Genomic DNA, 22,663 nt, shown 5'->3' with positions numbered 1-22,663 from the left:
CCGAAAGACACTGAGATGACTATCCCAAGGACCGGCCCGATGAATGCCCAGACGACCTCGCCCGACCAGGCTGCCGCCGCCACGATGACCGCCGAGCAGGCCGCGCACTTCGCCGAAGTCTTCGAGCGGCTCGTCTCCGGGGTCGAACGGGTTCTGCTCGGCAAGCATCACGTCATCCGGATGGCGTTCACCGCATTGCTCAGCGGCGGTCACCTGCTGCTCGAAGACGTCCCCGGCACCGGCAAGACGAGCCTCGCGCGGGCGATCGCGCAGAGCGTCCAGGGCACCAGCAACCGGATCCAGTTCACGCCGGACCTGCTCCCCGGCGACATCACCGGTGTCAGCATCTACGACCAGCGCAGCGGTGCGTTCGAGTTCCACCGCGGTCCCGTTTTCGCCAATATCGTGCTCGCCGACGAGATCAACCGCGCGAGCCCGAAGACCCAGGCTGCGCTGCTCGAGGTGATGGAGGAAGAGCAGATCACCGCGGACGGGGTGACGCACCCCGTCGCCGAGCCGTTCATGGTGATCGCCACCCAGAACCCCATCGAGCAGGCGGGCACCTACCGGCTGCCGGAGGCCCAGCTCGACCGGTTCATCATGAAGACCTCGATCGGCTACCCGGACCATGCCTCGACGATCCGGATCCTCGAGGGCGCCGGCCGTCGCGCGCACGCGGTCGTCGTCCCGGCCGTCATCGCCGCCGCGACGGTCGTCGAACTCGCCGCACTCGCCAGGACGGTCTACGTCGACCCCTCCATCAACGACTACGTCTCCCGCCTGGTCGACGCGACGCGCACGAGCACCGAGGTACGCCTCGGCGCGAGCGTGCGCGGGGCGCTGGCCCTCATCCGCACCGCGAAGACCCTCGCCGCGGCAAACGGGCGGCACTACGTCATCCCCGACGACGTGAAACAGCTCGCAGAGGCGGTCCTCGCGCACCGGCTCCTGCTCGAACCGGAGGCCGAGTTCGACGGCGTCACACCCTCGAGCATCGTCGCGCGCATCCTGATCGAGACGCCTCCGCCGGGGGACCGGCAGGCCGCGTGAGCGACCAGGACGGCGCACGTCCGAACGGCCTCGGCGAGGACACCGCCGACGGCCGTCTCGCCGCGCTGCTCGTGCGTGCCGTCCGCGCCGTCGGTGCCGTGCGGGCGGCCGGTGCGCTACTGGTGAGGACCTGGCGGCGCGCCACCGCCGTCGTCACGGTCCTCGGCTGGAGCGTTCTCGCATCCGCCGCCCTTGCCCTCGCGACCGGGTACCTGCTCGGCTGGACCGAACTCGTGGTGCTCGGCTGGGCGGGACTCGCCCTCGTCCTGGCCTCATTCGGCTTCCTCGTCGGGCGCACGGCGTACCAGATCCGGCTCCGGGTTCCAGTGGACCGGGTCGTGGTCGGGGAGCGGGTTCCCGGTGAATTGATCGTGCGCAACCCCAGCGGTCGACGGCTGCCCGGCGTCGGGGTCGAGGTTCCCGTCGGCCTCGGCCTCGCCGAGTTCGCGATGCCGGGGCTCGCCAGGGGCGCACACTTCGAGGACGTGTTCATCGTCCCGACCATGCGGCGCGGCATCATCCCGATCGGGCCGGTGCGCACGGTGCGCGCGGACCCGGTCGGCCTCGTGCGCAGGGAACTCGTCTGGGCAGAACGCGTCGACCTCTTCGTGCACCCGCGCACCCTCCCGATTCCGAGCATGAGCACGGGGTTCATCCGTGACCTCGAGGGAAACCCCACCAGGGACCTCACCAACCTCGACATGTCCTTCCATGCCCTGCGCGAGTACGTGCCGGGCGACGAGCGGCGCAGCATCCACTGGAAGAGCACGGCGAAGACCGGCCGCCTCATGGTGCGCCAGTACGAGGAGTCCCGGCGCAGCCACCTGCTGGTGGCGCTGAGCCTCGCCGCAGACGACTATGCCGACGACGAGGAATTCGAACTCGCCGTGAGCGTCGCCGGCTCCCTCGGCGTGCGGGCGATCCGCGACGCGCGCACGGTGTCCGTCGTCACGAGCGCCGTTGCACCCGGTGCCGTCCGCCACAGTGCCCCTGGCCGGGCCCCGGGCCAGGGGCAGCACCGGCCGGGCCGTTCGGACCGGAACCGGCGGCGCCCCGCAGCCGAACGGCTCAGCACCCTGACGACCACCCGCCTGCTCGACGACCTGTGCCGGGTGGACCGCACCAAGGACGCACTGCCGCTCGGCGCGCTCGCGCAGTCAGCGGCGGATGCCGTCGCCGGCATCTCCGTCGCCTTCCTCGTGTACGGCTCGACGGTGAGCCTCGCCGAGCTGCGCGCAGCCGCGACCCATTTCCCCGGCGGGGTCGAAGTCGTGGCCGTCGTCTGTGCGACAGCGTCCGTGCCGGGCCTCCGGCGCGTCGCCGAGCTCAGCGTGCTCACCATCGGCTTCCTCGAGGACCTGCAGCACAGCCTCGCCAGGGGGGTCGACGCGTGACCGACAGAGCGGTACAAGGCCGGCGCCGTGCATCCGCCGGCTTCATCATCGGAAACACGGTGGCGATGTTGCTCGCGACGATGGTCGCGGCCGTGACGCTGTGGCCGGTCTACGGCAACCGCGAATTCGTGGTGCTCGTTGTCGTCGCCGCGGCGCTCGGTGCGGGAATCGCGATCGTCGGGACGGTGTTCCACTGGCGGGCGTGGCTGGTCTCCCTCGTCACGATCGCGGTGTATTTCCTGGTCGGCGTGCCGCTCGCGATCCCCGGCGAGGCGACCCAAGGCGTGGTCCCGACCCTCGCCGGGCTCGGGGACCTCGCCGCGGCGACCGCGCTGAGCTGGAAGGAGCTCGTCACGATCGTGCTCCCGGTCGGCTCGTACCAGGCCCTGCTCGTGCCCGCCCTCACCCTCGTCCTGACGAGCACCGTCGCCGGCCTCTCGATCGCCCTCCGAGCGCGGATCGGCGAGCTCGGTGTCCTCGGGCCGATCGCGCTCTACGTCGCCGGGATCGGACTCGGACCGACCGTCGGATTCGCGCCGATCGAGACCGGCCTCGCCCTCTTCGTCGTGCTGCTGTTCTGGTTGCTCTGGCAACGCGCGGCACGACGACGGGCGCTCCTCGGCCTCTCCGGCGCCCGTCAGTCCGCGCGCACCCGCGAATCGAAGGCCGGTCGTCGGCTCAACGCTGCCCGTGGGGTGCTCTCCGCCGCGCTGATCACCGCGCTCGCGATCGGGGTCGGCACCGCGGCCGCGGTGGCCTTCCCCGTTCAGGTGCCCCGGGACGTCGTGCGGGCCCGCGTGCAGCAGCCGTTCGATCCGAACGACTACCCGAGCCCGCTGAGCGAATTCCGCAGTTACCTGCAGCGGGGGCAGTCCGACGCCGTGATGCTGTCGGTGACCGGCCTGCCGGCAGGGGGCCGGCTCCGACTCGCCGCTCTCGATTCGTACAACGGGATCGTCTATTCCCTCGATGGTGCCGCGAACGCCTTCACCCGGCTGCCCGACCGGTTGGACCAGAGCGCGGTCGCCGGGGATCCCTCGTCGATCGACGTGACGATCGCCGGGTATGCGGGCGTCTGGGTCCCGGGGACCGGGCGGCTCGAACGCATTCGCTTCACCGGTGCGACCGGCACGGCCAGGGCCGATGCGTTCTACTACAACGACGGCACGGGGACCGCCGCGGTACTCGGCGGACTCGCCTCCGGCGACACCTACACGGCCACCGCGGTCGTGCCACGGGCTCCTCGCTCGCTCGCAACGGTCACGCCGGGCACGGCAGCCCTGCCTGCCCTCGAGGCACTCCCGGACTCCGTAGAAGAGGCGCTCGCGGGATACGTTCGAGCCGGGGACCCGCCCGGCGTGCAACTGCAGGCCATGCTCGACGGGTTGAAGGCGGACGGCTATGTGAGCCACGGCGTCGGTGCGGACGAGCCCGTGAGCCGGTCGGGCCACGGCCTGGACCGGATCAGCCAGCTGTTCACCGATGAACCCATGCTCGGAGACGCCGAACAGTACGCCGTCGCGGCCGCGCTGCTGGCACGGCGGCTGGGTTTCCCGGCCAGGGTCGTCATGGGATTCGCCCCGCAGCAGCCCGGGGTCTCAGGCGACGGGGCGACGCCGGTGATCGTGCACGGTGCAGACGTGTCGGCCTGGATCGAGGTTCAGACGGCGTCGGAGGGCTGGGTGACGATCGACCCCACCCCGGCCGTCCGCGATGTGCCGGAGAAACAGCCGGACCGGCCCCAGATCGTCTCGCGCCCGCAGACCGTCGTGCCGCCGCTCGCGCCGAGTGTGACGGAGCAGCGGGATCCCGCCATTCCGGAGAACGCCCCGGAAACGCCACCGGCGCCACTGTCGCCACTCCTGGCGTTCCTTCTCACCGTGTTGACGATCACGGGCTGGACGCTGCTCGCCGCCCTCGTCATCGCCGGCCCGTTCCTCCTCGTGATCGTCGCAAAGGCACGTCGGCGCAGTCGCCGTCGAAGGACGGGCTCAACGCTCGACCGGGTGCGGGGTGGCTGGCGTGAATTCGCAGACACGGCGGCGGACTTCGGCATCGACGTGCCGGTCGGGGCGACCCGCCTCGAACTGGCCGAAGCGGTCGGCGGGGAACCGCCCGTTGCTGCGGCGGTCGCGGTCGACCGGGCCGTCTTCGCGCCGGGGCGGCCGAGCGACGGTGTCGCCGACCAGATCTGGAGAATGGTCGGAGACCTCCGGGTCGCGCTCGCCGCCGGACGCACGCGCAGGGACCGGTTCCGGGCGCTCATTTCGTTGCGCTCGTTCGCTCGCTACGCTGGAAGGGCATCCGTTCCACCTGTGAATCGGGGCACGCCGAGCGCTGACGGGGTTTCCCACCCCGGCCAGGACCGGCGAATGGAAGGAGCCGTTTCGTGAATTGCCTGATCTGCGGGGCGCCGTTGAGTGTGGGCGCCATGTTCTGCGGTGAATGCGGCAGTTCGACGAAGGCCACCCCGAAAACCCGCAAGCGTCACGACCCGCGTCCGAACGACACGACCATCATCCAGCCGCTGCGACCCAGGCCGAGCGTCGTGTCGATTCCGGTGACGACCGCTGCGGCCGGCTCCGGAGCGCTCGGGGAGCCTGCGGCGCCCGCCCAGCCCCCCGCCGTGCCTGCCCCTGCCGTGCCTGGCCCTGCCGTGCCTGGCCCTGCCGTGCCTGGCCCTGACGTGCCGGCTGGTGGAGCCGAGCTCGAATCGCCATCACCCTTCGCGCCCGGGCGTCGCCTGCGGCCCGTGAACCCCACGCCCCCGTCCCGTCAGGGCGCGCACACCCACGGTTCCCACGTCGCCCTCACCGGTGGCGCCGACCCGGCAACCGGCGGCGTCTTCGTACTGCAGTTCAGCACGGGAGAAGACCTCGAAGTGCGCGGCACCGGGCTGATCGGACGCCGGCCGATGCCGCAACCGAGCGAGCACTTCGACCGTCTGGTGCAGATCATCGATCCCGGGATGTCGGTGTCGAAGACCCACCTCGAGTTCGGCCAGCATGACGGCGAGCTCTGGGTCAACGACCGCTTCTCCGGCAACGGCACCATCATCCGCCGCCCCGACGCGACGATGGTGCGGTGCGAGCCCGGCCGCCGCTACCTCGTGCCGCGCGGCTCGCGCGTCGAGATCGGCGACCAGTACTTCCAGGTCAGCTGAGACGTCCGTCCGAGCCGGCCAACGCCGGCCGGGTGCCTGCGGTTCGGTTCCGGCCAGCTGCGGGGGTTGCTCCTCACCACCCCGACCAGCCGACTACCGGCCCACCGATGCGGTCGGCCGCCGGTCGTCAGCGCGTTCCGGTGTTCTGCTGGCCGGGTGACCGACAACTTCCTCGCCGATGAACCGCTGTCGCTACCCTCGTCCCCGACGGACCCCCCTCCCGCCGCGTTCCCGCTGATCGCCTCCCTGGCGCCCCTCGTGGCGGCCGGAGTGATCTGGCTCGTGACCGGTTCACCGTTCGTGCTGCTGTTCGCCGTGCTCGGCCCGGTGATCGCGGTGGCGGGCGTCGTCGACGGTCGCCGAGCCGCGCGCCGCACCCGCCGCCGCGACGCCGCAGCGTACGCGGCGGCTCTCGCCGACCTGCGGATCGCCGTCACCGACCGGCACACCGAACTGCGCCGACGGCGACGGCAGGAGGCACCCTCGGCGTCCCTGCTCCTCGAGACGCCGGACCGGGCATCCCGGTGGAGGCCACGAGCCGGAAGCGGGGTCCCCGTGGTGCTGGGAACGGGAAGCACGGCGAGCGGTGTCCGTCTCGACGGAGCCGGCTCGCATCGGGAGCTGCGCGCCTGGGCGGGCACGCTCACCGATGCGCCCATCACAGCGGATGCCGCCGGTGGAGTCGCGATCGTCGGGCCCGCCGTCCTCGTGGCGGCGTTCGCCCGCGCGCTGCTCGTGCAGCTCGCCTTCACGCTGGCGCCGGACCGATTCGCCCTGGAACCGGTCGCGACGGAACAGGCGGCCGGCGACGACTGGGCGTGGACCCGAGCGCTGCCGCACTCGCCACCACCGCGCAGCGCGGAGCCCGACGGTCTCGCGGGCCGCGCAGGCCACAGCCGTCCCGTCCGGACGACCGTCGTTCTTCGCCTCACCGACACGTCGACCACCGGCACCCGCGCTCCCGTCGCAGTCCCGCAGCACGGGCACCCGCCCGCACCCTGGTTGCTGCTGGCCACAGACCTCGCCGACGTTCCGCCGGGCTGCGCGACGGTAGTGCGCGTGCACAGCCCGACCAGGGCCGAAGTGCTCTTCTCTGCGGGATCCGCGGAAACCGGGCGCGTCGGGAGCCCAGCGGGCGAGGGGCACCGTCCGGGGTCGTCTCCCCGCCGGGACCTCCGGCCGGAGCTCATCACCAGGGAACAGGCGGGCAGTTTCGCTCGGCTGCTCCGAGACCGTGCCGAGACGGCGGGACTTCTCGGCGGGCAGCTGTCCCTGCCCGCCCGGGTCACGCGCGCCGAGCTGGCCGCGCGCGTCGGCCATCCGCTTTCCGCCGCACCATCTGCGGTGGACCGGGACGGGCTGGCCTGCGCGATCGGTGTCGGCGCCGACGGGCCGGTCACGCTCGACCTCGTCGGCCACGGGCCGCACGCCATCGTCGGTGGAACGACCGGAAGCGGAAAGAGCGAACTGCTGGTGACCTGGGTCAGCCAGATGGCCGCAGACCGGTCACCGGACGAGCTCACCTTCCTGCTCATCGACTTCAAGGGCGGTGCGGCATTTCGCCCGCTCACTGTTCTCCCGCACTGTGTCGGACTGGTCACCGACCTCGACGGGCGGCAGGCGGAACGCGCCCTCGTGAGCCTCGCCGCCGAGCTGCGTCACCGGGAACGCGTGCTCGCCGCTGCGGGTGCCCGCGACCTGGCCGAATTGCGTGCCCTCTGCGGGCCGGTGTCGCCGCACACGCCGACGGGGCACACCGCACTGCCGCGGCTCGTGATCGTCGTCGACGAGTTCGCGACCATGCTCGCGTCGTTTCCCGAACTCCACGCCCTCTTCGTCGACATTGCGGCCAGGGGACGCTCGCTCGGGGTGCACCTCGTGTTGTGCACCCAGCGCCCGGCCGGAGTCGTGCGGGACGCACTGCTCGCCAACTGCAGCCTCCGGATCTCCCTGCGCGTCAACAATGCGGCGGACAGCCAGGCCGTGCTCGGGACGGACGCAGCCGCCGCCATTCCGGCCGCAGCTCCCGGTCGGTGCCTGATCGCGCTGGGGGACGGCGATCCAGAGCCCTGCCAGGTCGCCGTCACCTCGGGCGCGGAGATCGAGGCCCTGGCTGCCGTCACGGGCCCAGCGGGGCGCGGAGAGGCCCCGCCGCCCCGGCACCCGCGCCGGCCCTGGCTCGACCCGCTTCCCGGCCGGGTCACCCTCGCCGACCTCGATGGCCTCCAGGACCTCGGCGGGCCCGATACAGAGGCACACGCTTCCGAGGCACGCGCTTCGGACCGGGCCCCGGCCGGGGAACACGAATTCCGCTTCGGGCTGGTCGACGATCCGGACCGGCAACGGTACAGCGTGGCCCGGTTCGGTCCCGGCGACGGCAACATGTTCGTCCTCGGGGGAGTGCGGAGCGGAAAGAGCTCGGTACTCGCCGTTTTCGCGTCCCAGGCGCGCGTCGCGCACGAGTGGGTCGGCTGGCCGGTTCCCGACGTCGAAGCCGTCTGGGACGCCCTGACCGAGGCGCGTGCCTGGATCGACCGGGGAGGCATGCGCTGGGTCCGCACCGATCCGGCCGGCGCAGTGCGTGACCGCCTCGCGCGCCCGGCGAGGCTCCTGTTGCTCGACGATTTTGATTCGGTGTGTGCCCGCTGGGAGCCGGAACACCGGCAGGCGGCCCTCGAGTGCCTCGCGAGCCTGCTCCGCGACGGGCTGCCACTGGGACTGAGTGTCCTCATCACGGCGCAACGACTCACCGGGCCGCTCCAGAACCTGGCGGCGCTGGCCCAGGACCATCTGTTGCTTCGCCTTCCCGATCGCGCCGAACACCTCGCGGCAGGGGGACAGGCGGCCCAGTACGATCCGACCCTCCCACCCGGCGGCGGACACTGGCGCGGCCGCCGGATCCAGGTGCTCTCCCCGGAGAGTGCGGTGCCGGACGGCGCATCGCCGACCAGCGGTGCCACGGTCAACGGTGCCACGGGCAGCGCAGGGCCCCGCCCGGGATCGTTCGCGACCGCGACCGTGCTCACCCTCGATCCGGGCACGTCGGTCATCCTCGTCAGCGGGTCTCCCGCCCGGGCGGCCGCTCGCCTCCGAGCGGATGCCGCGCACCCCGACATCGTGGAGCTGACGGCTCGCGCCGCTGCCGCCGACACCGCGGCGGCCCTGGCCCGGCCGGGTGCGGCGACCGTCTTCCTCGGAGATGCCGAGACCTGGCAGGCCAACTGGTCGCTCCTGGCCGCGCTCCGGGTGCGCGCACCCGTCGTCTTCGACGGTTGCACCCTCGCCGACTACCGCATGCTGACCCGCAGGCGGGAGCTCCCGCCGCCCCTGGCGCCCGGGCGCGGCCACCTCTGGTCCCTCTCACCCGACGGAGACCTCACCCGGGTGGCCTTCGGCCGACCGTGACCCCGCTTCGGGTCGAGGACCGTCCCGAGGGCCCTTTTCGAGTGCCAAACCGCCCTAAAACTGCTGATTTCGTGACAACTGGGTTACGTAATTGATGATCTGGTCACTCAGCCGTGACTATGAGGCCGCGCTGTGCGAGTATCTAGCAACTCACCCGTCGTCGTGTGGGTGTTCGCTCGCCGAAACCGCAAGGAGACCCCAGACATGATGCCGAGGCCGTTGCCCGCCGACCCGATGATTCGCCAGCTCGTCCGCCAGGCCCAGCAGGCCACGCTCGGCCGTCGCACGTTGCTCGCGGGGGCCGGTGCCGGTGCCGCGGCCCTCGCCCTCGCCGCATGTTCCACCGGCGGGGCCGCCAAGCCCTCCGCCGCCGCCGATGTCTCCGATTCGGACAAGACCATCCGCTGGGACAACTGGGCGCTCTACATCGACGTAGACGACGCCGGAAGCTACCCCACGCTTGAGGCGTTCACCGCCGAAACCGGCATCAAGGTCGCGTACACGGAAGCCGTGGACGACAACAACACGTACTACGGCAAGGTCAAGGACCAGCTCGCCCTCGGCAAGGACATCGGCGCCGATGTCGCGTGCCTCACCGACTGGATGGTCGGCCGGCTGATCCGTTTCGGGTACACCCAGGGCCTCGACCACGCGAACATCCCCAACCTCAGCAACCTCGTCCCGTCCCTCAAGGACGTCGACTTCGACCCCGGCCGCTCGATGAGCGTGCCGTGGCAGGGTGGCTTCGCCGGGATCGCCTGGAATAAGGAGAAGCTCCCCAACGGGTTCACGTCGGTCTCCGAGCTGTGGGACCCGAGCCTGAAGGGCCGCGTCGGTGTCCTCTCCGAGATGCGGGACACGATGGGCCTGATCATGCTCGACCAGGGCGTCGACATCTCCGGGAAGTGGGGCGACTCCGAATTCGGCGCCGCGATCGACGAGTTCAAGAAGCAGGTCGCCAACGGCCAGGTCCGCAACATCAAGGGCAACGCGTACAAGGAGGACCTCGTCAACGAGGACACCCTTGCCGCCATCGTCTGGTCGGGTGACATCGTGCAGCTCAACGCCGAGAACGGCGACAAGTGGGGCTTCGCAGTACCCGAGAAGGGCGGAACGCTCTGGAACGACAACTTCATCGTGCCGATCGGGTCCCCGCGCAAGAAGAACGTCGAAAAGCTCATCAACTACTACTACGAGCCGGAGGTCGCCGCCGAGGTCGCCGCATACGTGAACTACATCACCCCGGTCGCCGGCGCGAAGGAGGCCGCGATGGCGATCGACCCCGAGCTCGCGAACAACCAGCTGATCTTCCCGGACGACTCGACCCTCGCGAAGGCACACGTGTTCCGCACCCTCGACGGGACAGAGGAACAGAAGTACGGCGCCGACTTCCAGTCGATCCTGCTGGGAGCCTAGGGTGGCATCCGGCACCTTCGCCGACGCCGGAGCAGACCTCGAACTGGTCGGCATCCAGAAGCGCTTCCCCGGCTTCACCGCCATCGAGCACCTCGACCTCTCCATCCCGGCCGGCTCCTTCTTCGCCCTGCTCGGCCCGTCCGGCTGCGGCAAGACGACGACGCTCCGGCTCGTCGCAGGTCTCGAAGAGCCGACCGCGGGCAGCATCCTGATCGGCGGGACGGATGTCACGCAGCAGAAGGCCTTCCAGCGCCCGGTCAACACGGTGTTCCAGAGCTACGCGCTCTTCCCGCACATGACCGTGCTCGAGAACGTCGCCTTCGGGCTCCGCCGCCGGAAGATCGCCGACCCGGTCGGCAAGGCGCACGAGGCGCTCCGGCTCGTCGAGCTCGACCACCTCGCCGCCCGCAAGCCGCAGCAGCTGTCCGGCGGGCAGCAGCAGCGGGTCGCCCTGGCCAGGGCGATCGTGAACAAGCCGGCCCTCCTGCTGCTCGACGAACCGCTCGGCGCCCTCGACCTCAAACTGCGCAGGCAGATGCAGCTCGAGCTCAAGACCATCCAGGAGGAAGTCGGGCTCACCTTCCTGCACGTCACACACGACCAGGAGGAGGCCATGACCATGGCCGACACAATTGCGGTGATGAACAAGGGCCGGATCGAACAGATGGGCGCGCCAGAGGTGCTCTACGAGCTGCCGAAGACGGCCTTCGTCGCCAACTTCCTCGGCCAGTCGAACCTCTTCACCGGGCCCGTCATCGGCAGCACGAGCACGTCGATCACGGTCGACGTCGCCGGGCACCGGGTCGTCGTTCCCGCCGACCGGGCGCACCGTCATGCCGGCGAGGTCACGATCGGCGTCCGTCCGGAGAAGATGTGGCTGCACCGGAAGGCGCCCGCCGAGGCCGCCGACCGCAACATCATGGGCCCCGGCCGGGTGATCGACGTGTCCTTCAGCGGCGTGAGCACCCAGTACCTCGTCGCCGTGCCCTACATCGGCACCCTGATCGTCTTCGCCCAGAACATGGCCTTCGGCCCGGTGGCGGATGTCGGTGACGAGGTCTGGCTGGACTGGCACGTCGAGCACGGCTTCGGCCTCGAAGACGAGCCCATTCCGGGCGCCGGCCCCCGGTTCGCCGCGGACACCGACACCCGGAGCATCGCGGCGCAGCGTCGCGAGTCCCTCGTCACGGAGCTCGAGGAGGCCTAGTGGCGTTCGCGGCCTTCGCCACCACGACTGCGCAGGCAGACCCGGCCCCGCGGCGACGCAGCCCGGTCGCCCTCCTGCTGCTGTTGCCCGGCATCCTCTATCTCGTCCTGTTCTTCCTGACGCCGCTCGTGTCGCTCCTGATCACCTCGTTCCAGGCGCCCGCCGAGTTCGGGGACATCGGCCAGTACACGTATGCGTTCAACTGGCAGAACTACGTCGACGTCGTCACCGACTACTGGCCGCACATCGTGCGGTCCTTCGCCTTCGCCCTCGCCGCGACGGTGCTCGCCCTGCTGTTCAGCTACCCGCTCGCCTATTTCATCGGCGTGACCGCGCGGCGCTGGCCGTTGCTGCAGAGCCTGATGCTCGTGCTCGTGATCGCGCCCTTCTTCATCAGCTTCCTGCTGCGCACCCTGGCCTGGAAGCAGCTGCTCTCCGACGAGTCCTTCGTCGTGACGAGCCTCAAGGCCGTCTCGCTGCTCGCGCCGGATGCCCACCTCACCGGCACTCCGATCGCCGTCATCTTCGGTTTGACCTACAACTTCATCCCTTTCATGACCCTTCCGCTCTACACGACCCTCGAGCGGCTCGACCTGCGCTACCTCGAGGCGGCGAGCGACCTGTATGCGCACCCGTTCGACGTGTTCCGCAAGGTGACGATCCCCCTGTCGATGCCCGGGATCGTCGCGGGTACCCTGCTCACCTTCATCCCCGCCGCCGGCGACTACGTCAACGCGAGTCGTGACTTCCTCGGCGGGCCGGACAGCCAGATGATCGGCAACGTGATCGAGGCCAACTTCCTGGTGCTGCTGAACTACCCGGCGGCCGCGGCCCTCTCGATCATCCTGATGAGCGTGATCCTCGTGATCGTCGGAATCTACGTCAAACGTGCGGGCACGGAGGAACTGCTGTGAAGATCTCCCTCGGCAAGTGGCTGCTGCCGCTCTACTCCGCCCTCGCCCTGCTGTTCCTGATGGTCCCGATCGCGTACACGTTCGTCTTCTCGTTCAACGATTCGCTGAAATCGAACATCACCTGGCGGGGGTTCACCTTCGACAAGTGGCTGAACGTGTGCGCCGTGCAGAACGGTGCGGTCTGCGAGGCGTTCGGCAACAGCCTCGTGATCGGCTCCGTCGCGACCGTGCTCGCGACCGTGATGGGCACCATGATCGCGATCGCGATCGTGCGCTACCGGTTCCGGTTCCGCTCGGCGACGAGCCTGCTGCTCTTCCTGCCGATGGCCACGCCGGAGGTCGTCCTCGGCGCGGGACTCGCCGCGCAGTTCCTGTCGCTCGGCGTCGCCAAGGACATGACCACGATCATCCTCGCGCACACGATGTTCTGCATCAGCTTCGTCGTCGTGACCGTCAAGGCCCGTGTCGCGAGCCTCGACCCCGCGCTCGAGGAGGCCGGGCGCGACCTCTACGGTTCGTCGGCCCAGGTCTTCCTCCGGGTGACGCTCCCGCTGCTGGTCCCCGGCATCCTCGCCGCCGCCCTGTTGTCGTTCGCGCTGAGTTTCGATGACTTCATCATCACGAACTTCAACTCGGGTGCCGTCACGACGTTCCCGAAGTACATCTACATCTCCGCGGCCCGCGGCATCCCCGCAGAGGCGAACGTGATCGCATCCGCTGTCTTCATCTTCGCGCTCGTCGTCGTCGTCACCGCGCAGGTGTCCTCCGCGGCACGGGCGAAGCGGCTCGCCAAGGAAGCCTAGCCGCGGCTCGTCACCCGCGCACCCGGTAAGTGTTGCCGATTCGGCCAACGGTGCCTGGTGTGCGGGCCACAGCCGTCCGAAACGGCAACAACTGGGGCGGGGCCGCGTCCGCGCTAGCGGTAGCTCGCGTGGATGCGTCCGACCGGGTGGCCGCCGCCGTACACGGCGAGGCCGAGGTCGGGGAGCAGCGCTTCGACATCCGTGTGGGCGATCGCGCCAGCATCGGCGAGCAGGTTGAGTGCAACGAGCGTCGCCGCGCGCAGGCTGCCGTCGAGGATCTTGAGGGCGACGGTCGTTCCGTTCGGGGCAGCCGCGACCATGATGCCCTCTGCGCCGCCCTTCACGAACAGGCCGAGCCGGTCGATCACGAGGGTGTCCGGCTTGCCGGGCCCCGCGACGACCCAGCCGTTCTGGCGAACGGCCTCGGAGAGGAAGCCGGCCTCACGGTAGATCGCGAACGGCGAGTTCGACTTCGACGACGCGATCCGGCCGATGCCGCGGGCGAGGCCGGCGAGGGAGAGGGCGTGCACGGGCGCGCCGCAGCCGTCGACGCCCGAGGCGGCGGGGCGTTCCCCGGTGAAGCGTTCCACGACGTCGAGAATGCGCTTCTGCAGCGGATGCTCTGGCTCGAGATATCCGGTCAGCGGCCACTCGTTCTGCACACACGCCACGAGCATCGCCGCGTGCTTGCCCGAGCACTCCATGTAGATAGGGGCCTGGCCTGCGCCGAGGCGCACGAGCGCGTCGCGGGTCGCGTGGTCGATCGGCCAGGCCGGCGGGCAGGCGAGCGCGGTCTCCGGGATTCCGGCCCGGGAGAGCAGGCCGCGCACGAGATCGGCGTGGCGCTGGGTGCCGGTGTGGCTCGCGGTCGCGATCGCGGCGTCCTCACCGCGCAGGGTGACGCCGCTCGCCATCACCGCGACGGCCTGGAACGGCTTCATCGACGAGCGCGGGAAGACCGGGCTCGTCACGTCGCCGAGGGAGCGCAGCACGGCGCCCTCTCCCGTGAGCACGACGGCGGAACCTGCATGCCGCGACTCGACGAAGCCGCTGCGTTCGACGACCGCGAGTTCGACGGCATCCGTCACGGCGAAGGTCTGCACGGGGTGCGGGAGCTGGGTATGCCCGAGTGTGTCCGCGAACGACACTAGAGCGCGGCGATCGCGTCGTCGATGACCGAGAGGGCATCGAGGAGCAGTGCGTCGGTGACGGCGAGGCTCGGCAGGAACCGGAGCACGTTGCCGTAGGTGCCCGCGGTGAGCAGCAGCACGCCGTGCTGGGCGGCGTATGCCGCGATCGAGCTGACGGCGGCGGCGTTGGCCACCTTGGTGGTCGCCCCGGTGCCCGGCTGCACAAGCTCGATCGCGATCATCGCACCACGCCCACGGATGTCCCCGATGATGTCGTACTTGTCCTGAAGTTTCCCGAGGCCCGCGCGCAGGGTCTTCTCGATCCGCTGCCCCTCCGCAAGGAGGTTGTTCGTCTCGATCGCCTCGAAGACGGCGATCGCAGCGGCGCAGGAGACCGGGTTGCCGCCGAAGGTGCCGCCGAGGCCGCCGGTCTGGGAGGCATCCATGATCTCGGCGCGTCCGGTGACCGCCGCGAGCGGGAAGCCGCCGGCGATGCCCTTGGCCGTGAGCACGAGGTCGGGGACCCAGCCGAAGTGCTCACTCGCGTAGTACGCGCCCGTGCGGGCCATGCCGCTCTGGATCTCGTCCGCGATCATGACGACGCCGTTGGCGGTGCACCAGTCCTGCAGGGCGGTGAAGTAGCCCTCGGCGGCGACCATGAAGCCGCCCTCGCCCTGGATCGGTTCGACGACGAGGCAGGCCAGGTCGGACGCGCCGATGACCTTGTCGAGGTAGGCGATCGTGCGGGCGGCGGCATCCGCCCCGCTGAGGCCGTCGTGATAGGGGTACGAGCTCGGCACGTGGTACACGTCGCTCGCGAGCGGGCCGTAGCCGGTCGCGTACGGCATCGCCTTGTAATTCATCGCCATCGTGAGCACGGTGCGGCCGTGGTAGGCGTGGTCGAGCACGGCGACGGCACGGCGACCGGTGAACTTGCGGGCGATCTTCACGCCGTTCTCCACGGCTTCGGCGCCCGAGTTGATCAGCACCGACTTCTTCGCGAAATCGCCGGGGGTGTGCTCGGCGAGGAGCTCGCAGACGCGCACGTATTCCTCGTACGGCGTGACCGTGAAGAGGGTGTGGATGAAGTCCTCCGCCTGCCCGACCGCGGCAGCGACGACGCTCGCCTCGGTGTGGCCGATCGTCGTGACGCCGATGCCGGCACCGAGGTCGATGAACTGGTTGCCGTCGACGTCGACGACGATCGCCCCGTGGGCCTTCACGATGTACACCGGGAGTGCTGAGCCGACGCCGCCGGACACCGTCGCGAGGCGGCGCTGTTGCAGCTCGACCGAACGTGGGCCGGGGATGGCCGTGACGATGCGTCGCTCCTGCGTGACCGAGGGAGCAGTGGACGGTGGGGTCGAGGGCGTCAGCGTGTCAGTCATGATGCGTTCAGTTTACCCAGTGAGAGAATCGGGGAATGAAAATTGAGCACCACTTCGACGTGCGTGTTGCGTGGACAGGCAACCGCGGAACGGGCACGAGCGATTACCGGGCATACGGGCGCGACCATGTCGTGTCCGCAGAGGGCAAGCATCCGGTCGAGGGGTCATCGGACCGCGCGTTCCGCGGCGACGCCGACCGCTGGAACCCGGAGGAACTCCTGATTGCCGCGCTGAGCCAGTGCCACATGCTCTCGTACCTGCACGTGGCCGCGAGGAACGGCGTCGTCGTGGTCGGGTACACCGATGACGCGACCGGCACGATGGTCCAGACCAACGGCGGCGGCCACTTCACCGGGGTGACTCTGCGGCCACGGGTCACCGTCTCCGATGCCGGCCAGGTGGATCTCGCCCAGTCGCTGCACGCCGAAGCCGAGCGGGAGTGCTTCATCGCCGCGTCGGTGAACTTCCCGGTCGGGCACGAGCCCGAAACCGTCGCCGCTCCCTGACCCGCAGGTCAGGGAGCGACAGCGGGTCAGACGCCGGAGAGGGCGCGCAGCGTCTCTTCGATGACGGATGCCGCGTCGTTGATGAGCTCCTCGGAGATGACGACGGACGGCATGATCCGCAGCACGGAGTCCCAGCTGCCGGCATCGAGCACGATCACGCCGTGCGTGGTCGCGTGCTTGATGATCGCGGTGAGCGCCTCGGGGTACGGCGTGGTCGTTCCGGGGTGCACGAGCTCGACGCCGAACATGGCGCCCTTGCCGCGGACCTCGCCGACGACGGAGAACTTCTCGGCCCAGTCGCCGATGCGGGCCCAGAGGGCCTTCTCGACGCGCTTGGCCTCGCCGAGCAGGTCGTCGCGTTCGATGATCTCGAGCACCTTGAGCGCTGCCGCGGTCGAAACCGGGTTGCCGCCGAAGGTTCCGCCGATGCCGCCGGGCTGCACGGCATCCATGATGTCGGCGCGGCCGGTGACGGCGGCGAGCGGGAAGCCGCCCGCGATGCCCTTGGCCGTGGTGACGAGGTCGGGGACGACGCCGTGGTGCTCGATCGCGTACCAGACGCCGGTGCGGGCGATGCCGGCCTGGATCTCGTCGGAGACGAAGACGATGCCGTTCTCGGTGCAGAACTCGCTGATCCGCTTGAAGTAGCCGGGGGCGGGGATGACGATGCCGCCGTCGCCCTGGATCGGTTCGACGAAGAACGCCGCGATCTCGGTGGCGCCGATGTGGGTCGTGATGTAGTCGATCGTCTTCTCGGCGGCCTCCTCGCCGGTCAGGCCGTCGCGGTACGGGTAGCTCGTCGGGACGCTGTAGATCTCGCCGGGGAACGGGCCCATGCCGGCGCGTTCCGGCCAGGGCCGGTACGTCATGGTCATGGTGAGGTTGGTGCGGCCGTGGAAGGCGTGGTCGAGCGCGACGATGGCGCGACGGCCGGTGAACTTACGGGCGATCTTGACCGCGTTCTCGACGGCCTCTGCACCCGTGTTGACGAGGATCGACTTCTTCGGGAAGTCACCGGGGGTGATCTCGGCGAGCTTCTCGGCGACGGCGACGTAGTTCTCGTACGGCGTGACCGTGAAGAGGGTGTGGGTCAGCTTCGCGGCCTGGGCGGCCGCGGCCTCGGCGACCTCGGCGTTCGCGTGCCCGATCGTGGTGACCCCGATGCCGCAGCCCATGTCGATGATCTGGTTGCCGTCGACGTCGACGAGGATCGCGCCGGCTCCGTGGTCCATGTAGACATTGATGAGCGTGCCGGCTCCGCGGGAGACCGAGTTGACCCGGCGTTCCTGCAGTTCAATGGACTTGGGGCCCGGCAGGGCGGTGACGAGTTTGCGTTTTTGGGGGACCGAGTACGAAGCAGACATGGGTCCAGCTTAGTTTGCGTCGATTTCCCCGGTGTTTCCGCGCGCCGGTCGCGACCGAACCCGGTTAGACGCGCTCTCGCGGGAAGACCTTGTCTGCGAGCCCGTGCAGCCCGGGGCGCGGCGATTCGTTGTAGCGCCCGGCGAGTTCCTGGCCGGACAGCTTGTGGATGGCGGCCATGATCTCGTCGGTGGCCTGGCGGCGGGCCCGGCCTGAGGTGGCCGGCCCGTGGCGGCTGACGTCGATCGGTTCGCCGAAGTTGACGGTGATCTTCCGCACCCGGGGGATCCGGGTGCCGACGGGCTGGATCTCCTGGGTGCCGATCAGGCCGACCGGCACGACGACGGCGCCCGTCGTGAGGGCGAGCCAGGCGACGCCGGTGCGTCCCTTATACAGGCGCCCGTCGAGGGAGCGGGTGCCCTCGGGGTAGATGGCGAATGCGCTGTCCGATTCGAGGATGCTGCGCCCGGCGTCGAGCGCGTCCTGTGCGGCCTGGCCGGCACCGCGTTCGATCCCGACAGCACCGATCGACTCGAACCAGGTGCGGGTCAGGTACCCCTTGAATCCCGTCCCGGTGAAATACGTCGACTTCGCGAGGTACTGCACGCGGCGCGGGGTCACGAGCGGGATGACCATGCTGTCGATGAACGAGAGATGATTGCTCGCGAGGATGACCCGGCCGGAGCGGGGGATGTTCTCCGTGCCCGTGATGATCGGACAGAAGATGATCCGGGCGATCGGCGCCATGATGCCGTAACTCAGGTAGTAGACGAATCCGGGGCGACGGGTTTTGGGGAGATCCGAAGCGGTCTCCGCGGCCTCATCGGGCTCCTGGATAAGGGGTTCCTGGGGTTCGTCCTTGGCTCCGGTCACTGCTCGACCCTACCGCCGTGACACCCGGTACCACGAAAGCTAGTCTGAGGGAATGCGCAGACGAGTAGTAATCCTCGGGTCCACCGGTTCGATCGGAACCCAGGCCCTCGACGTGATCCGGGCCAATCCGACCCGCTTCGAAGTGGTCGGTCTTTCGGCAGGCACCAATCGGGAACTGCTTGCGCAGCAGGCGGAGGAATTCCAGGTCGACGACACCGCACTCGGCGCCGTCGAGGCAGAACAGCTCGTGACGGATGTCGACGCGGACGTGGTGCTCAACGGCATTACGGGGTCTGTGGGGCTCGGCCCGACCCTTGCGGCGCTCAGGGCCGGGCGCACCCTCGCCCTCGCGAACAAGGAGTCCCTCATCGTCGGCGGTGACCTGGTCACGGCGCTCGCCGCGCCCGGGCAGATCGTGCCGGTCGACTCGGAGCATTCCGCGATCGCGCAGGCGTTGCGGTCGGGGACGGCGCGTGAGGTGTCCCGGCTCGTGCTGACGGCATCCGGTGGCCCGTTCAGGGGCCGCACCCGCGACGAGATGCGGTCGGTGACTCCCGCCCAGGCGCTCGCGCACCCGACCTGGGACATGGGGCTCGTCGTCACGACGAACTCGGCGACCCTCGTGAACAAGGGCCTCGAGATCATCGAGGCGCACCTGCTCTTCGACGTCGCCTACGAGGACATCGACGTCGCCGTACACCCGCAGTCGATCGTGCACTCGATGGTCGAGTTCATCGACGGCTCGACGATCGCGCAGGCCTCGCCGCCCGACATGCGCCTGCCGATCTCGCTCGGCCTCGACTGGCCGAACCGCGTCGCCGCCGTCGGCGTTCCCCTCGACTGGACGAAGCCGCAGACCTGGACGTTCGAACCCCTCGACACCGTCGCGTTCCCCGCCGTCGCACTCGCCAAGCAGGTCGGCCGTGCCGGTGGCACCTACCCGGCCGTGTTCAACGCGGCCAACGAGCAGGCCGTCGCCGCCTTCCATGCCGGCCGGATCGGCTTCCTCGACATCGTCGACACCATCCAGCGGGTCGTCGAAACCCACGAGCAGGACGGCCCCCTCACCCGCGAGTCCCTCGCCGCCGCAGAAACCTGGGCCCGAGCCGCCGCCGACAAACTCCTCGCCTGAGAGGCTCGCCGGTCAGGCCCGGTAGCTGTCCGCCGCCGCCGTGAGGGCGGTGAGCCAAGGGGTTGCAACGACGCCGAGCTCGCGTTCGGTCTCTGCCGATTCGATGATGAACGGTGAGGTGAACTGGTAGCTCGAGGCGTAGACCTCGCGCATCAGCGGGTTGACCAGGCCGATGCCGCGCAGCACCCACTGCGGATACCCGGCGACGGAGCCTTCGCAGTCGTAGCGCTCGTTCAGCTCGGCCGCGATCTCGACGCGGCTCGCCGACGCACTCGGCACGTGCCAGATCCGGCCCCAGTCCCCGGTGTAATCAGCGGCGGAGATCAGGGTCGACGCGATGTCGGGCAGGTAGCTCCAGCTGTGCGGTAACCCGGGATCCCCGACGACGCGCGCCGTCTTCGAGGTCAGGATCGACCCGAAGAAATCCTCGCCCAGGTGTGCTCTGCCGGTCACTCCCGGCCCGAAGTAGTCGCTCGCCCGCACTTCAACCGCCCTGATCTGACCGGCCTCATGCGCCGCACGCACCCGGCGCCAGCCCTCCCTCCGGATCAGGCCCTTCCGCTCGGTCGTCGTCTCCGGAGTGTGCTCGGTCATCGCCCCGCGCGGCGTGCCGTACGGGTACAGGTTGCCCATCACGACGAGGGAAGCGCCTGTCGCCGCGGCGGCGGTGATCGCCGCTCCGACGATCGGGGGCCACTGGGCGGCCCAGTCGGTGTAGGGCGGATTGGTGCAGAGGAAGATCGTGGATGCCCCGGCCGCTGCGGCGGAGAAGGCGTCCGGGTCGCTCGCGTCGAGCACGAGCGGGGTCGCCCCCGCCGCGGGTGACCCGGAGCGGGTCGCGATCGTGACGGTGTCCCCGCGTGCGGCGAGCCGTTCGGCGACGGGACGGCCGATCAGGCCGGCCCCGACAACAAGGTGGTGAGTCATCTGTCCTTCCGGCCCGGGGCGAGGGTCACCCGTCGCAGTTGTCCTTTTTCGGATTGCACTTGTCCTTCTTACCGTTGCCCGTGCCGGGGCCGCTGTCAACGGACGGAGGGGGCTTGGGGCCTGATTCCGGCGTCGCGGTGGGCGTGCTCGCCGCAGCGGCGAGCGCGGCCAGATCGGCGGTCACACCGTCGATCGCCGCCTGGATCTCGGTCGCGCGGGTTCCCGTGACCTGGCCGGTCGCGGCCGCCGTGAGCAGGTCGGCCTGCACGGCGTCGAGGGCCGCGGAGGCACCCGGAAAGTCGCCGGCCGCTGCGGCCTCGGTCACCGCGAGCACGCCGGACTGCAGCTGGGTCGCCGTCGACGGCTGCACGGGGGAGTCATCCGACGCGCATCCTGTGAGGGCGGCGGCCACGAGCAGCGCGCCGCCCACGAGCGCCGCGACGCGGCCACGGATGGTACCGGTTCCCGTGCGGGTCCTGGCGGGTCTGCCGATGCTCACGGTGCCACGCTTTCCTGGAGCTGTCGGAGGTGGTCGCCGAGTGTGCCCGCAACGTCGGGGTAAGCCGGGGCGCTCGTGGACGAGCCGGCCGGGGCATCCGCCTGTGCGGCGGGGCGCAGCGTGACGCCGAGCACAATGATCGTGATCAGGGCGGCTGCCGCGACGAGGAGCACGGCGAGACCGGTCCTGCCGGTGAGCACCCGAGGCCAGGCCGTTGCCCGGGGCGCGCGAACGGATGCCGCCGGCGCCTCGGTCGCCCGCCCCGGCGTACCGGCGCCGAACGCCACCGTCTCGGCAGTGGATCCGCCTCCGGACCGGTCAGTGGCGGATCCGGAGGGCTCGCCGGGAAGGAACAGCGTCGGGGCGTCCGCCGGGGCGAAGGCGCGTGTCACCGCAGATTCTTGTGCCGGGTCGAGCGCCCGCGTCGGGGCGCCCGGTGCCAGGAACCCGCGCGTCGGGGCGTCCGCCGGAGCGTAGGCGCGCGTCGGGGCATCCGCCGGAGCGGAGGCGCTCGTCGGGGCGTTCGCCGTGTCCGCCGCCTCGGACTGCGCCAGCAGCCGCAGTCGCACCGCGGCATCCGCCGGACTGAACCGCGCGCCCGGTTCGCGCTGGGTCATGCCGCCGAGTACCGCGGCCCAGGCCGGGCCAAAGGCCACGGGGACCTCCGGGTCGCGCTGCAGCCGCGCCATCGCGGACTCGATCGCGGTTCCCGGGTACGCGCGCTCTCCGGTCAGGCATTCGAGCAGCACCAGACCGAGGGAGTAGACGTCGCTCGGCGCGCCGATCGTCGTGCCGAGCGCCTGTTCGGGGCTGAGATAGCCGGCCGTTCCGAGGAAGGAGCCGGTCGCCGTGAGGCGGGTCGCGTCGACGAGCCTGGCGATGCCGAAGTCTGCGAGCTTGGCGTGCGCCGCGCGGCCGGGGAAACCGGACGGGGCCAGCAGCACGTTTGCGGGCTTGATGTCGCGGTGGATGATCCCGCGTTCGTGCACGTAGTGCAGCGCCTCCGCGAGGTCGGCGCCGATGGTGGCGACCTCGGACCGAGGCAGCGGGCCGGCGGCGATCCGGGTGCGCAGGTCGGTGCCGTCGACGAGTTCCATCACGATGAAGGTGCGGGCGGTCCCGTCGACGATCGCGGTGCCGGCGTCGAAGAGCGTGACGAGGGCGAAGTGGTTGAGGCTCGCGAGCACGGCGACTTCGCCGCTCTGCCGTTCCGGGCCGGCATCGTCCGCGGTATCGAGCCGGAAGAGCTTGACCGCGACAGTCCGACCCAGGGCGAGGTCTGTCGCCTCGTAGACGACGGCCATCCCCCCGGTCCCGATCAGCCGGTCGATCCGGAAACGGTCGGCGAGGCTGACGCCGATGAGGCCGTCAAGCTGGCGGGCGGAGCCCGAGGAAGGCGAAGGCAGGAGGAGACTCCTTTCGGGTTCGGTACCCAAGCAAACCACATCCCGCATAGCGAACCGCCAGCGGCCTGTCAGCTTGGGGTGAGTAATC

At 70.2% G+C, this 22,663-nt stretch carries 18 protein-coding genes; 11 read left to right on the top strand and 7 right to left on the bottom strand.

Annotated features, from left to right (window positions below):
- Nucleotides 1–39: 39 nt before the first annotated feature.
- The 9 genes from E3O44_RS04325 to E3O44_RS04285 all read left to right on the top strand — a co-directional run bounded on the left by E3O44_RS04325 (nucleotide 40) and on the right by E3O44_RS04285 (nucleotide 13,352).
- Nucleotides 40–1,050, top strand: coding sequence for an AAA family ATPase (locus E3O44_RS04325; RefSeq protein WP_241976016.1), 1,011 nt, complete (start codon nucleotides 40–42; stop codon nucleotides 1,048–1,050).
- On the top strand, nucleotides 1,047–2,444 hold the full coding sequence (locus E3O44_RS04320) for a DUF58 domain-containing protein (RefSeq protein WP_134532781.1): 1,398 nt from the start codon (nucleotides 1,047–1,049) through the stop codon (nucleotides 2,442–2,444). Before E3O44_RS04325 ends, E3O44_RS04320 begins: the two co-directional genes overlap by 4 nt.
- The gene (locus E3O44_RS04315) at nucleotides 2,441–4,837 is read left to right on the top strand and encodes a transglutaminase TgpA family protein (protein ID WP_134532779.1); all 2,397 of its coding nucleotides are present in this window, start codon (nucleotides 2,441–2,443) and stop codon (nucleotides 4,835–4,837) included. The genes E3O44_RS04320 and E3O44_RS04315 overlap by 4 nt, the downstream gene beginning before the upstream one ends.
- A complete protein-coding gene (locus E3O44_RS04310; protein ID WP_134532777.1) occupies nucleotides 4,834–5,607 on the top strand; it encodes an FHA domain-containing protein in 774 nt (257 codons plus the stop codon). The genes E3O44_RS04315 and E3O44_RS04310 overlap by 4 nt, the downstream gene beginning before the upstream one ends.
- Before the next feature lie 156 nt (nucleotides 5,608–5,763).
- On the top strand, nucleotides 5,764–9,012 hold the full coding sequence (locus E3O44_RS04305) for an FtsK/SpoIIIE domain-containing protein (RefSeq protein WP_166792529.1): 3,249 nt from the start codon (nucleotides 5,764–5,766) through the stop codon (nucleotides 9,010–9,012).
- Between the two features lie 204 nt (nucleotides 9,013–9,216).
- A complete protein-coding gene (locus E3O44_RS04300) occupies nucleotides 9,217–10,428 on the top strand; it encodes an ABC transporter substrate-binding protein (protein WP_134532773.1) in 1,212 nt (403 codons plus the stop codon).
- Between the two features lies 1 nt (nucleotide 10,429).
- On the top strand, nucleotides 10,430–11,635 hold the full coding sequence (locus tag E3O44_RS04295) for an ABC transporter ATP-binding protein (protein WP_134532771.1): 1,206 nt from the start codon (nucleotides 10,430–10,432) through the stop codon (nucleotides 11,633–11,635).
- A complete protein-coding gene (locus tag E3O44_RS04290) occupies nucleotides 11,635–12,549 on the top strand; it encodes an ABC transporter permease (protein ID WP_134532769.1) in 915 nt (304 codons plus the stop codon). The genes E3O44_RS04295 and E3O44_RS04290 overlap by 1 nt, the downstream gene beginning before the upstream one ends.
- Nucleotides 12,546–13,352: an ABC transporter permease gene (locus E3O44_RS04285; protein WP_174775024.1), complete on the top strand. Its 807-nt coding sequence runs from the start codon at nucleotides 12,546–12,548 to the stop codon at nucleotides 13,350–13,352. Before E3O44_RS04290 ends, E3O44_RS04285 begins: the two co-directional genes overlap by 4 nt.
- A gap of 113 nt (nucleotides 13,353–13,465) precedes the next feature.
- Here the strand turns inward: E3O44_RS04285 and E3O44_RS04280 are convergent, their stop codons facing one another.
- Entirely contained in the window at nucleotides 13,466–14,500 is a 1,035-nt protein-coding gene (locus E3O44_RS04280; RefSeq protein ID WP_241976014.1) for an asparaginase, read from the bottom strand.
- A complete protein-coding gene (gene gabT, locus E3O44_RS04275; protein ID WP_134532767.1) occupies nucleotides 14,500–15,870 on the bottom strand; it encodes a 4-aminobutyrate--2-oxoglutarate transaminase in 1,371 nt (456 codons plus the stop codon). The genes E3O44_RS04280 and gabT overlap by 1 nt, the downstream gene beginning before the upstream one ends.
- A gap of 35 nt (nucleotides 15,871–15,905) precedes the next feature.
- Between gabT and E3O44_RS04270 the strand changes: the two genes are divergently transcribed.
- Entirely contained in the window at nucleotides 15,906–16,376 is a 471-nt protein-coding gene (locus tag E3O44_RS04270; protein ID WP_134532766.1) for an OsmC family protein, read from the top strand.
- Between the two features lie 26 nt (nucleotides 16,377–16,402).
- Here E3O44_RS04270 and E3O44_RS04265 read toward each other — a convergent pair whose 3' ends face one another.
- Both E3O44_RS04265 and E3O44_RS04260 read right to left on the bottom strand, forming a co-directional pair.
- Nucleotides 16,403–17,740, bottom strand: a complete 1,338-nt coding sequence (locus tag E3O44_RS04265) for an aminotransferase class III-fold pyridoxal phosphate-dependent enzyme (protein ID WP_134532764.1) — start codon at nucleotides 17,738–17,740, stop codon at nucleotides 16,403–16,405.
- Nucleotides 17,741–17,804: 64 nt separating this feature from the next.
- Nucleotides 17,805–18,611, bottom strand: coding sequence for a lysophospholipid acyltransferase family protein (locus tag E3O44_RS04260; RefSeq protein WP_420897907.1), 807 nt, complete (start codon nucleotides 18,609–18,611; stop codon nucleotides 17,805–17,807).
- Nucleotides 18,612–18,663: 52 nt separating this feature from the next.
- On the opposite strand from E3O44_RS04260, the gene dxr reads away from it, so the two are divergent.
- Nucleotides 18,664–19,743 (top strand): 1-deoxy-D-xylulose-5-phosphate reductoisomerase, encoded by a 1,080-nt coding sequence (dxr, locus tag E3O44_RS04255; RefSeq protein ID WP_134532762.1) that lies wholly within the window; start codon nucleotides 18,664–18,666, stop codon nucleotides 19,741–19,743.
- A 12-nt stretch (nucleotides 19,744–19,755) separates the two neighbouring features.
- Here dxr and E3O44_RS04250 read toward each other — a convergent pair whose 3' ends face one another.
- Genes E3O44_RS04250 through E3O44_RS04240 form a run of 3 tightly spaced genes read right to left on the bottom strand, consistent with a single transcriptional unit; the run spans nucleotide 19,756 to nucleotide 22,605 of the window.
- Nucleotides 19,756–20,670 (bottom strand): NAD-dependent epimerase/dehydratase family protein, encoded by a 915-nt coding sequence (locus E3O44_RS04250; protein ID WP_134532760.1) that lies wholly within the window; start codon nucleotides 20,668–20,670, stop codon nucleotides 19,756–19,758.
- A gap of 25 nt (nucleotides 20,671–20,695) precedes the next feature.
- Nucleotides 20,696–21,169 (bottom strand): hypothetical protein, encoded by a 474-nt coding sequence (locus E3O44_RS04245; RefSeq protein WP_134532758.1) that lies wholly within the window; start codon nucleotides 21,167–21,169, stop codon nucleotides 20,696–20,698.
- Nucleotides 21,166–22,605: a serine/threonine-protein kinase gene (locus tag E3O44_RS04240; RefSeq protein ID WP_241976013.1), complete on the bottom strand. Its 1,440-nt coding sequence runs from the start codon at nucleotides 22,603–22,605 to the stop codon at nucleotides 21,166–21,168. The genes E3O44_RS04245 and E3O44_RS04240 overlap by 4 nt, the downstream gene beginning before the upstream one ends.
- Nucleotides 22,606–22,663 lie beyond the last annotated feature (58 nt).

Origin of the sequence: Cryobacterium algoricola (assembly GCF_004402485.1) — a bacterium.
Classification (GTDB): domain Bacteria; phylum Actinomycetota; class Actinomycetes; order Actinomycetales; family Microbacteriaceae; genus Cryobacterium; species Cryobacterium algoricola.
This window is presented reverse-complemented; position numbering and strand designations above follow the sequence as displayed.

Bases quoted from the DNA above. Each gene is read 5' to 3' on its own strand.
- E3O44_RS04325 (WP_241976016.1), top strand. From the start codon at position 40: ATGAATGCCCAGACGACCTCGCCCGACCAGGCTGCCGCCGCCACGATG.
- E3O44_RS04300 (WP_134532773.1), top strand. From the start codon at position 9,217: ATGATGCCGAGGCCGTTGCCCGCCGACCCGATGATTCGCCAGCTCGTC.
- gabT (WP_134532767.1), bottom strand. From the start codon at position 15,870: ATGACTGACACGCTGACGCCCTCGACCCCACCGTCCACTGCTCCCTCG.
- E3O44_RS04270 (WP_134532766.1), top strand. From the start codon at position 15,906: ATGAAAATTGAGCACCACTTCGACGTGCGTGTTGCGTGGACAGGCAAC.
- E3O44_RS04265 (WP_134532764.1), bottom strand. From the start codon at position 17,740: ATGTCTGCTTCGTACTCGGTCCCCCAAAAACGCAAACTCGTCACCGCC.
- dxr (WP_134532762.1), top strand. From the start codon at position 18,664: ATGCGCAGACGAGTAGTAATCCTCGGGTCCACCGGTTCGATCGGAACC.
- E3O44_RS04250 (WP_134532760.1), bottom strand. From the start codon at position 20,670: ATGACTCACCACCTTGTTGTCGGGGCCGGCCTGATCGGCCGTCCCGTC.